Consider the following 12,652-nt stretch of genomic DNA (forward strand, 5'->3'; position numbering starts at 1 on the left):
ACTAAAAACTATTAATAGTCTATATAAGATTTATTTTTGCTTACAAAATTTATAGTTATTATCAGACAAGGCTTTCAATGGTTAACTTTAAATACTACGTTTTAACATGGGGAATATAGCTTAAAACTTAGAATTAATTATATTTAAGTTTTTTCTGAATAATGAAGTCTAACTCATTGATAGTGAATAATCATGAAAAATAAAACACTGTCTGATATAAGACAAGAATATAAAGGACTTTACTTTAAAACAATCTCCAATAAAAAGAGATTCTATTCTCTTTTATCTACACTAAAACGAATATTTAAGATAGGGTTATTTGTAGCAGAAACCTATTTCCACTTTATCCTTTTACCAAATTTATGGTTATCAAGAGATTTTTCTCAAGACAAACAAAAGGTATATTTGAGTCGACAAGGAAACTGGTTGCACAAAAAGTTCTTGACTATGGGTGCAGTATTTATTAAAGCAAGATAATTTATATCTCTACGACCAGATATTCTGGATGACGAAATCTGCCATAAATTAAAAAAATTATACCAATTTTATCAACTTCAGCTAGACTTTTAGAAGTCATTTATTATAGAAAGTATACCCATTTCAGGAATAGTAAAAATCTAGATAAATCAATCAGTATAAACTATCAAAAAAATTTTTAAAACTGCGAGTATAGCTCAATAAAAGGAAGTATTTCAAACAATTTACTGGTTGAAAACTTAAGTTGCACAAAAAGTTCTTGACTATGGGTGTAGTATTTATTAAAGCAAGATAATTTATGTCTCTACGACCAGATATTCTGGATAACGAAATCTGCCATAAATTAAAAAAATTATACCAATGTTATAAACTTCAGCTAGACTTTTAGAAGTCATTTATTATAGAAAGTATACCCACTTTCAGAAATAGTAAAAATTGAGATAAATCAATCATTATAAATTATAAAAAAAATTTTTAAAAGTGCGAGTATAGCTCAATAAAAGGAAATATTTCAAACAATTTACTAGTTGAAAACTTAAGTTGCACAAAAAGTTCTTGACTATGGGTGCAGTATTTATTAAAGCAAGATAATTTATGTCTCTACGACCAGATATTCTGGATGACGAAATCTGCCATAAATTAAAAAACTTATACCAATTTTATAAACTTCAGCTAGACTTTTAGAAGTCATTTATTATAGAAAGTATACCCACTTTCAGAAATAGTAAAAATTGAGATAAATCAATCAGTATAAACTATAAAAAAATTTTTAAAAGTGCAAGTATAGCTCAATAAAAGGAAATATTTCAAACAATTTACTAGTTGAAAACTTAAACAGTAAAAACAGTAAAATAAATTGTGATAATGTTAGGACTTAATTGAGTAACAGTACAAAAAAGGTTAGTTAAATCTCTCTAAACACAGCACTGTACTATAATTTTTTTGATAAGGTATCTGTTAATTTATCTGCTATTCCTGAAATCCAATTTTCATCTTGTTTAGTGTAACTGCGAGGTGCATTTGCACCCAAGATCATTACACCATTATTGCCAAGAGGTTGACAAATTACACCTTGGGTATTTTCTGGCAAATAATTAAACTCAATGCGACCTGGATAAACTTTTAAATCTACTAAATAAATAGGTTTTTGCTTACCCAAAACTTGCTTTAAAATAGTTCCTGGCTTGATGTATGATTCAGATGGTAAAATTCCTCTTCTTAATAAGACCTTCTCTTGATGCCAGATAATAACAGTCTTAGTAACTGTATTAGTTAGTAGTAAACTAGAAGCCCAAGCTAGTTCAGTTTTGACTATCTCTGATAATTCTGGCAATAATTCAAATTCTGATTTACCAATTAATTTGACAGTATCAGGAGAGCGTGGTTGTATTTGTTGCCAAAGTAAACCAGTCAAAATTAAAAAAGCACTTAAAATTACTCCTACTACATCAGAACGAGTTTGGGAAGCTAAAAGATTAGGGGTGAAAAATCTATTAGTCATAAGTAAAGTTGCACCTAATCCTCCTGCTATTATAGGAAGCATTCGTAATACTTTATTTTGGTCAGATTGACTCATATTTTAAGGAAGACAAAAGAACGTCTTTACAGCTATTAGTTGTCAGTTATTAGATAATCAAAACCCTAGTTTCTAGTTACTAATAATTAGTTAACCTTTGAATAGATAACTTTAACTATATTAAGACTTACAAAGAAACCGGGTTATGAGAAGTAATTATGGCAATAGACCTAGTTTCTTGTTTGGGTACATAAGTCCTGTATATTTCAACCAACTTCATCACGTTCAATAATTCGTTGAAATAGATAACCAGTGCCTCGTGCAGTTAAAATCAATTCTGGGTTACTTGGATCTTCTTCCAACTTAGCCCTAAGCCTAGAAATATGAACATCCACTACTCGCGTATCTACATGACGCTCTGGAGTGTAACCCCAAACTTCCTGCAAAATCTCAGAACGAGAAAAAGGCTCTCCAGAACGACTTACCAATAACTCTAATAAACTAAACTCCATACCAGTTAGTCTAATTCTTTCATCACCTTTATAAACCTGACGTTTATTAGTGTCAATTCTAATAGTGCTGACTTGAATAACACCAGAACTAGGAATACCATTACCACCATTTTTATCGACCCGACGTAATACAGAACGAATTCTTGCTTCTAATTCTTTTGGAGAAAAAGGCTTCACCACATAATCATCAGCACCTAATTCTAGACCTGTAATTCTATCTGCAACATCTCCCAAAGCAGTTAGCATAATTATAGGAATATCTGATTCTTTGCGTAATTCTTGGCAGACACCATAACCATCTAATTTTGGCATCATCACATCTAATACCACCAGATCTGGGGTTGTATTGTGAAAAGTCTCCAAAGCTTCTTCACCATCAGCAGCAGTAACAACATCATACCCAATCATTGACAGTCGAGTTTCTAAAATACGACGAATACTTGCTTCATCATCAACAACCAAGATTTTTTCTTTATTATATTCCACTTTTTCTCACACTCCTTAACTAAGGTTTATAATTATATTAATTTTTTTAACTGTATCATCAAAATAACAACAAAAATTACTATTTTTTACTACTCCTAAGCTTGGAATTAGTTGAACTTTAGGATTAAAGTTAGGGGGGAGGGTGACAAAAAGGTTAAAAAGCCTTATTTATCAAGGATTAACCAAAACATGATTAAAAAATACGAGCCTAGATCTTGTTAACAAGGCTTATTTAATAAAAATTAATAAACTACCTTTATCCTACCATAAACATTTTAAAAGTCAATTAAAATTCAATGTTTGGTTAATGTTGAAAGTTTTGATTGCTATAATTAAAGAACACCGATAGATACGTTAAAAAACTCTGGCCAACCAAATCCCAAAATATATAAAATTTGAGAGCTGTTGTCCTGCTATGGAAAGGTTTTTATAATGAAAAATACTAAGATTTAAAACTTTATAGTTTCCAATTTTAAAATCTTGGGTTAAATAAAACTTTGAAGCTAGGGAAATACTGACAATTATGATAAATATAAAGCATAAAATTGCGTAAACTTACTAGTAATAAGCCTAATTTATAACTCTCGTATTAGACCAATTGAAATTACTATTTTTGACTAAAAAGTAATAATAATATTAGGGTAAGTCAAGAATATTTATCTAGTTTTTTAGCTTTATTTTGTAATTTCTAAAAAGTAGTTTTAGGGAATAGATAATTTTGTAGTATGTAACTATATGAATTTTCAAAAGGTCAAGAAAAGACGTATTGTTGTTTGAAATTGAAAAAAAGCTTGGATATAAAAATAAAAACATAACTGTGTATAGCTCTAAAATAATTAGAAATAAAACCGGGGATATTTATATATTTACAATGAATACAAATCACTAAAATTAAGTTTTTTACTGATAAATATTATCGAAAATAGAATATAAAATATAGATATAATATAGCAAAAGAGGCATAATTTATACTAAAAAAATCTGGAATTTATAAATAACAATAAATGTCTCTAAAAAATGAATAGATATTCAATAAATATTCTAGTATTTTAATAAAGGTATAATTTGGAAGGAACTAAAGTCAAAGGTGAAGGATTAATTTCCATCACATTATTGATAAATTTTGCTGACTTTTAATCCTTAATTGTTGGAAAAATAACTTGTCAAAAAGGACTAGCAAATCATGTCAATTGTTCAATCGAAAAAGGAAGAAAATATCGACGACATAGCCATTTTTATACAGGAAATAGAGGTCAATCTTGGTTAAATTCCTTATTCATGTTTGCAGAATAAGTGGAGAATTTGATGGCCAATTACTCTGAAAAACAGCTCAATTATTAGACAGGTAGAAAAGCTGCAAACCATGTTATGTGAGCTTTTTAGTCTTACCTGTCACCTCTCCAGGGATTTTTTATATTTGGTGGTGAACATTAACTTATTTTAAGAAATGCCAAAACACAAAACAAAGTATGTTTGTAGAGAATGTGGGTATGAGTCTACCCAATTTCTGGGCAGATGTCCTGGATGTAATACTTGGAACTCTCTAAAAGAGGAGATAGAACAAACAACTGTAACTGCTTTACAAAGGCTGGGAATAACTGATATTGGTATTGGTTCTCAAGCATCTGAGGGAGATGATTCTTCTGGTCAACCAAGAGCATCTTTTTTACTATCTCAGATTTCTGACCAAACGTTGTCTAGAATGCCTTCTGGGTTTGAAGAGTTAGACCGAGTGCTTGGTGGTGGAATTGTTCCTGGTTCCTTGGTGTTAATTGGTGGAGAACCTGGTATTGGTAAGTCTACTCTTTTATTACAAGTAGCTAATCAGTTGTCTAATAGATGTCGGGTTTTGTATGTTTCCGCGGAAGAGTCTGGACAGCAGGTGAAGTTACGTTCCCAACGTTTAATTGTTAACTTTAATGAAGCAAAAGTAGAGCATAAGGATAATGTTTCAAATGTTGAGATCGATCAGGATTTATCTAATGATGAAAATCAAGAAAATTATGGCAATTCTGAACCTATAAATGATTCTACTACAGATTCAATGGAAAATTTATTTTTATTGCCAGAAACAGATTTAGAAGTAATTTTAAGAGAGTTGGAATCTCTAAAACCATATCTAGCAGTAATTGACAGTATTCAAACTATCTATTTTGCTTCTTTGACTTCCGCTCCTGGTTCGGTTGCTCAAGTCCGGGAATGTACTTCAGCATTAATGCAAGTGGCAAAGCGGGAAAATATTACTTTATTAATAGTTGGTCATGTAACTAAAGATGGTGCTTTAGCAGGTCCTCGTGTTTTAGAACACTTGGTAGATACGGTTCTATATTTTGAGGGCGATCGCTTTGCCTCCCACCGTTTGTTGCGCTCTATGAAAAATCGTTTTGGTGCTACTCACGAAATTGGAGTATTTGAAATGGTGGCTAATGGTTTAAAAGAAATATTAAACCCATCAGAATTATTCCTCGGAAGTAGGGATGAGTATTCTTCTGGAACTTCTACAGTTGTTTCAATGGAAGGTACTCGCCCCATAGTTGTAGAAATTCAAGCTTTAGTAAGTCCGGCAAGTCATGGTTCCCCTCGACGTTCTACTACTGGAATTGATGGTAGTAGATTACAACAAATTTTGGCAGTTTTGGAAAAACGGGTAGGCATTCCTTTATCAAAGTTAGATACTTATGTGGCGACTGTGGGAGGTTTGAGTGTGGAAGAACCTGCTGCAGACTTGGGGATAGCTATTGCTGTGGTGGCTAGTTTTCGCGATCGCGTAGTTGACCCCCGAACTGTTTTACTGGGAGAGGTCGGTTTGGGTGGACAAGTGAGACCTGTATCTCAGTTGGAGTTGAGATTAAGGGAAGCTGCTAAGTTAGGTTTTAAAAGGGCAATTATTCCCAAAGGTCAGCAACCCATGGATTTAGGAATGCGTATTTTGCCTATTGCTAAGGTCATAGATGCAATTATTGCTGCTATTCCGGCCCAACCTCCTACCATGGAGAATTGATATTTTTTTGTTAACAGGAATAAGGAAGAAACAGACTATGTTTTTTATAATCAGCACCCCAAATGTAGGGATTTGTAGTTTTTTTGTATTCTTTTGGAATGCGCAATAGTTAAATATTTTGTTGGTTTGTACTAAAGAAGTATATATTGAAACAGACTATGTTTTTTATAATCAGCACCCTAAAGGTAGAACTTTGTAGTTTTTTTGTATTATTTTGTACTATTCTGGAATGCGCAATAGTTAAATATTTTGTTGGTTTGTACTAGAGCGGTGGAAGCTACCAGAGGTGACAGGTAAGGCTAAAAAGCTAACATAACATGGTGTGTTGGTTTGTACTAAAGAAGTATATATTGAAACAGACTATGTTTTTTATAATCAGCACCCTAAAGGTAGGGCTTTGTAGTTTTTTTGTATTATTTTGTACTATTCTGGAATGCGCAATAGTTAAATATTTTGTTGGTTTGTACTAGAGCGGTGGAAGCTACCAGAGGTGACAGGTAAGGCTAAAAAGCTAACATAACATGGTGTGTTGGTTTGTACTAAAGAAGTATTGAAACAGACTATGTTTTTTATAATCAGCACCCTAAAGGTAGGGCTTTGTAGTTTTTTTGTATTATTTTGTACTATTCTGGAATGCGCAATAGTTAAATATTTTGTTGGTTTGTACTAAAGAAGTATATATTGAAACAGACTATGTTTTTTATAATCAGCACCCTAAAGGTAGAGTTTTGTAGTTTTTTTGTATTATTTTGTACTATTCTGGAATGCGCAATAGTTAAATATTTTGTTGGTTTGTACTAAAGAAGTATATATTGAAACAGACTATGTTTTTTATAATCAGCACCCTAAAGGTAGGGCTTTGTAGTTTTTTTGTATTATTTTGTACTATTCTGGAATGCGCAATAGTTAAATATTTTGTTGGTTTGTACTAAAGAAATAAGCTGATTAGGTGACAGGTAAGGCTAAAAAGCTAACATAAATGGTGTGTTGGTTTGTACTAAATAAGTATATATTGAAACAGACTATGTTTTTTATAATCAGCACCCTAAAGGTAGGGCTTTGTAGTTTTTTTGTATTATTTTGTACTATTCTGGAATGCGCAATAGTTAAATATTTTGTTGGTTTGTACTAAAGAAATAAGCTGATTAGGTGACAGGTAAGACTAAAAAGCTAACATAACATGGTTTGCAGCTTTTCTACCTCTCTGATAATTGAGCCGTTTTTCATTTTCATTGGCCATCTACTCCTCTGCTTCCTCTGCAAACATGAACCAGGAATTGAACCAAGATTGACCTCTATTTCCTGCATAAAAATGGCTATATCGTCGATATTTTCTTCTTTTTTCAGTTTTATAATTCACATAATTTACTACTCTTTTTTGACAAGTTATTTTTTCAACAATTAAGGATTAAGAGTAAGCTTTTGCTGAATCATAGTTAAATATTTTGTTGGTTTGTACTAAAGAAGTAAGAAAGAAAGAGGCTATGTTTTTTATAATCAGCACTCTAAAGGTTTTGCCAATAGTTCCTAATACTAAGTGTAATAGATATTTGTGACAAATAGGTAGAATATTTTTTAATAATTAAAAACTTAATACTCACAACTTAGGATGAATTGCTTCGGTCTCATTTCTGAGTTTATAGCTGATATTTTTAGTCAAAGGGATATCTCATCTAATACTAAGTTTAATAAATTTTTGCTGCAAATAACTAGGGAATTTTTGAATAAGAATTCAGGTATCTAAAACCCAGTGATCAAGAGATTTATGAAAACGATTCACTGATTAATTTAACAGTCTTATTGTCAATAATTAGGAAAATAAAGGCTTATAGGCATCGAAAAATTGAAAATAGGATTTTGAAGGAAGTTGTCAGAAATACTCATCCATCAAAATTTATAGGCTTTTCCATAGGACCTGAATTTTTACAAAAGCATAGACACTTGAGATACTAAGATAAATGACTTTCCCTAACTCCATTATCTCGCTTTAAGAGATTCTTTTGTTATCAAAGCAGTTTTTTTGATTGAATATATAATAGGAAATAATTTATTTTTACGAAGAGAAAAAAGTCAATTAAAATAAGTAATTACTGACTTTTTTTGTTGACTACTGTTAATCTTTTTTATTTTTTTTTTAAGAACTTGAATAAACCTGTTTATAGTAAGCTTGATACTCTTCAGACAATAATGGCTCCCACCAATCTCGGTTATTTAAAAACCATTTTACAGTTTGACGTAAACCTTCTTCAACAGTTACTGAAGGTTGCCAACCTAACTCAGTTTTAATCTTTGTCGCATCAATAGCATAACGTCGATCATGCCCTGGTCTATCCTTGACAAAAGTAATTAATTTTTCACAAGGTTTTACAGGTAAATCATTTGCCAACTCATCCATAATTTGACACAACATTTGTACTAAATTAATATTTTTTACTTCATTATTTCCACCAACATTATAAGTTTGTCCTGGTTTGCCCTTATGAATTACCGTATCTAATGCCCGACAATGATCTATTACATATAACCAATCTCTAATATTTTGCCCATCTCCATAAACTGGTAATTCTTTTCCTAATAATATATTGATGCACATTAAAGGAATTAGCTTCTCAGGAAAATGGTATGGTCCGTAGTTATTAGAACAATTAGTAATAATTGTCGGAACACCATAAGTATGGTAGTAAGCTCTAGCAAAATGGTCACTTCCTGCTTTCGATGCTGAGTAAGGACTATTTGGAGAATAAGGTGTAGTTTCTGTAAAAGCAAGCTCTTGAGGACTTAAACTGCCATAAACTTCATCCGTTGATACATGGAGAAATATACACTTACGGTCTGGGTTTTGGGCCAGAGTCTGATAATGACTTCTGAATGCCTCTAATAGGGTAAAAGTACCCACAACATTAGTTTGAACAAAAGCTGCTGGTCCTAATATAGACCTATCGACATGAGATTCTGCTGCTAAGTGGGCTACTGTATCTATATCCTCTTCCTGGAGTAAGCTATCTACTAAAGAGCGATCGCAAATATCTCCTTGGACAAAACGAAAATTTGATCTGTCTTGTAAATCAGCTAAAGTTTTCTTGTTACCAGCATAAGTTAGAGCATCTAACACAACTACTCGGTGATTAGGATAAGTCTGACACCAATAATGGGTAAAGTTAGAACCAATAAACCCAGCTCCCCCAGTTATCAACAATCGAGTTTCCATAATTTTCATCTCCTAAAGCTGTAATTATCAAAAATATTAAACTAATTATCTGATACTCCCAGGCTTTTAGCCGCAGGGGTTATTGATTTCTATGCATTACTTGTTATGCCAAAATTTTGTGAACCAAAAAGGTAAGCAAAATATTTTAACCATTAGCAAAATAATAGGGTGACTGAAGTAAAAAAGTACTTAAAACTTAAATTCATATCAGTTTTACCTAATCAAATGAGTACTATTAATTCAAAGTTTCGATATGCATATTAGTATATGTATAATTTACCATTAATGCTAAGTGGGAATTGAAACACAATCTACAGGTGAGGTTATAGGACTCAAGTATTTCCTAGCTGATTAGTCAGCAAACCCATATAATTTGCTAATTCCTATATATAGAGTTTTTTTCAAATTCCACATAAATGTGAAAGGGTTGCTCAAGAATTTGTACTTGTCTAAATCTATATCTGATGTAGGTTTGTCTAGATTTCAGGAATGGCTAGAATACTCTGGATATAAAAGCGGTTGGGTGTTGCTAGTCAAGTACACCAATGAGATTATAATTCTACCACTAAAATATTTTCACCATTTACTCTGTAGGTCATTTAGTCAATCAGCGGTTGGGTGTTGCTAGTCAAGTACACCAATTGAGATTATAGTCCTACCACTAAAATATTTTCACCATTTACTCTGTAGGTCATTTACTCAATCATATGCTGTAAGGTTTGAGAAATTAACAGTGTGAGTATTACCTAACTACATATCTCAAGACTGTCCAAAGTGTAAAGGCAGAATAAAAAAAATCTCTATCAACTCGTATCCATGTTTGGCAATGTGAGTATATTGAAGACAGGGATATAGTGGCTAGCCTAAACATTCTGCAAAAAGGACTTAGTACTGTAGGGCAGATGGGAACTTACCCTTGAGGAGAAACTCCCTCTTAGCCGATTTTGATTGGGGCAAACCTGCTCCCTAAGAGGTAGTCGCAGAATCAAGATTTCCCTTGCCAATAGGTTCGCAGAGCGTTAATAAATTTAGCTAACATTCGGCGTGAGGAAAATAATAGTGAGTCAGGAAGAAATATTAATACGAGGAAAACAAGGAGACCCTAAAGCGATCGCATTTCTCATCAACCAAATATTAAATAATATAGGAATTCAAGCTAGAGCTAATATTCAGAAAAAGAATCTGCATCTTTTGCTAGAAGCATCTGAAGTGCCAAATCGCGAAATTTCTATTAGAGTAATTTATCAAGTGATGAAAGTCCTCAAATCACCATTGATTGATTTTGTCAATATTTATGGACGAATCAATGGTCATACAATTCCTGAGTGGACAGAAGTAATTGAATTACATCAAGCTAAAATATACCATCCGGCAGGATTAGAAACAATTTTGTGGCAATTAGAAAACACAAATTATGCTCAAGAATATTCTATACTAACTCTGCCTTACCTACCTAAAAAAGCAACTTTACATAATTCAGAAATAACAAAAAAAAAGCAAAAAGAAGAAGTTGATTATTCTGTTATTAATATCAATCAAACTGTTATAAACAGATGTCATGTAGTAAAAAAAGAAAAAAAATTTTTTTCCCAAATGGAGAGGCAATATTCAAAGAATAAAAATAAATTTATTTGGATATTAGCAAGTGCGATTAGTATATTATTGCTGCCTATATCCACTGTAGTTATTAATTCTCAAACTGACAGAATAAATCCTATTATTTCAAAGATTTTTTTGCTACCTAAAATCTCTCATCTCAATACTTCAGAAGTAGAAGTTAGTAATTCAGTTCCAGCAAGTATATCTACTCGCAATACTAGACAAAGTATTGAAACTAAACCAACTAAAAGTCAACTTAATTTATCAGAAGTTTTTGAGTTTATTTTATCATCAATTAAATCTCCTATAAACCCTGATACTAGAATCACTATTAAGGCAGTGGGTGATATTATTCCAGGTACTAATTATCCTCAAAATAAATTACATCCAAGGAAACAAGAATTACTGGCATCAGTGAAACCACTTTTGCAAAATGCTGATCTTGTATTTGGTAATTTTGAAAGTACCTTAACAAATTATCCTAAGAGTCGGAAAAGAATGGGTAATGGTCGGGTATTTGCTTTTAGAACACCGCCAGATTATAGAAATTTATTGAAAGATGCTGGTTTTAATATATTAAGTGTGGCAAATAATCATTCTTTCGATTTCTTTAAGCAAGGTTTTGAGGATACAATTGCAAATATTAAGACTGTAGGAATGCAGGCAGTTGGTAAAAAAGGAGAAATTGTTTATCGGAAAGTTAAAGGAATTAATATAGGGTTTATTGCGTTTAGTAATTATAGTTATCATAACTCTATGCTTGACCTATATTCTGCTAAGAAACTTGTGCAAGAAGCAGATAAAAATGCAGATATTGTTGTTATATCTGTTCATGCAGGTGCAGAAGGAACTAGAGCATTAAGAATCAAGAATAAAACAGAGTATTTTTTTGGTGAAAATAGAGGCAATAAAGTTTTATTTGCCCATAAATTAATAGATGAAGGTGCAGATTTAATTTTGGGTCATGGTCCTCATGTACCAAGAGCAATGGAAATTTATCAAGGAAAATTAATTGCTTATTCTCTAGGAAATTTTATGGGTTATCGTACTTTATCTAGTAAGGGAAAGTTGGGATATTCTTTGGTTTTAGAGTTAGATATTAATATTAGAGGAGATTTTATTTCTGGAAAAATTTTGCCTGTACATTTGAATAGTAAGGGTATTCCTTATCCCGATAAACTTGGTCGAAGTATTAAGTTAATTAAGGAATTAACACAAAAAGATTTTCCGAAGACAATGTTAGAAATTAATAGTAAGGGTGAGATAACAAGGAAGAAAGGATAAGGAAGAAATAAGAGGAATTGAACAAATTTTTTGATTTTTGAAAAAATTTTTTGGAGGCAGTTTGTAGGGATTTGGTTTTTAACTATACTTATATTTAAGCTGTCTTCTAAGTTAATAGTATCCTTGGTCTGCTATTGATTTAGCTAACTTATTATTAGCCAACATTTTCCTCACATTTAAGTCTTCTATTACAACCATGCCGTGGTTATTAGCTAAATGTATTTTAAATTTATTAAGTATGTTTTTATGAATATTTCACCGCAGGGCAGAAAAAACTACATTTTTGTGTAACTTAGCTATCTTTAAATGTGCCTTTTTGTAATTAGCATAACTAATTTTTTTCCGGTTTAGATATTGGTATCTAGGAAGTTTAGATTCAAATTTATTGTAATATTAATTTCCTTAAGTATAGGTAAACATTATACTCAGGAATGAAATTATATAATCTTATTAATCTTCAGTAAGATAGCCTAAGTTTATGAAGTTGGTATAAGAATTAGTACCTTCAAATACAATTCTTGCCATTAAAAAAGAATAAAGTTTTTACTTTTAAATTTACACCTACAAAT

Annotated in this window: 6 protein-coding genes; 3 read left to right on the plus strand and 3 right to left on the minus strand. The window is 31.6% G+C overall.

The genetic code is table 11. The features are described 5' to 3' along the window. Positions 1 to 192 precede the first annotated feature (192 nt). Entirely contained in the window at positions 193 to 477 is a 285-nt protein-coding gene (locus TERY_RS04455) for a hypothetical protein (protein ID WP_011610730.1), read from the plus strand. A gap of 931 nt (positions 478 to 1,408) precedes the next feature. Here the strand turns inward: TERY_RS04455 and TERY_RS04460 are convergent. Continuing rightward, positions 1,409 to 2,053, minus strand: coding sequence for a cofactor assembly of complex C subunit B (locus tag TERY_RS04460; protein WP_011610731.1), 645 nt, complete (start codon positions 2,051 to 2,053; stop codon positions 1,409 to 1,411). Between the two features lie 206 nt (positions 2,054 to 2,259). Continuing rightward, entirely contained in the window at positions 2,260 to 2,991 is a 732-nt protein-coding gene (gene rpaB / locus TERY_RS04465) for a response regulator transcription factor RpaB (RefSeq protein WP_011610732.1), read from the minus strand. Positions 2,992 to 4,438: 1,447 nt separating this feature from the next. On the opposite strand from rpaB, the gene radA reads away from it, so the two are divergent. Then, positions 4,439 to 5,992 (plus strand): DNA repair protein RadA, encoded by a 1,554-nt coding sequence (gene radA / locus TERY_RS04470; protein ID WP_011610733.1) that lies wholly within the window; start codon positions 4,439 to 4,441, stop codon positions 5,990 to 5,992. Between the two features lie 2,134 nt (positions 5,993 to 8,126). Here the strand turns inward: radA and rfbB are convergent. Beyond that, positions 8,127 to 9,200: a dTDP-glucose 4,6-dehydratase gene (gene rfbB, locus TERY_RS04475; protein WP_011610734.1), complete on the minus strand. Its 1,074-nt coding sequence runs from the start codon at positions 9,198 to 9,200 to the stop codon at positions 8,127 to 8,129. Between the two features lie 1,059 nt (positions 9,201 to 10,259). Here rfbB and TERY_RS04480 point away from each other — a divergent pair. After that, complete coding sequence (locus TERY_RS04480; RefSeq protein ID WP_011610735.1) at positions 10,260 to 12,083, plus strand: CapA family protein; 1,824 nt, start codon at positions 10,260 to 10,262, stop codon at positions 12,081 to 12,083. Positions 12,084 to 12,652: the final 569 nt, after the last annotated feature.

Source organism: Trichodesmium erythraeum IMS101 (assembly GCF_000014265.1).
Taxonomy (GTDB): domain Bacteria; phylum Cyanobacteriota; class Cyanobacteriia; order Cyanobacteriales; family Microcoleaceae; genus Trichodesmium; species Trichodesmium erythraeum.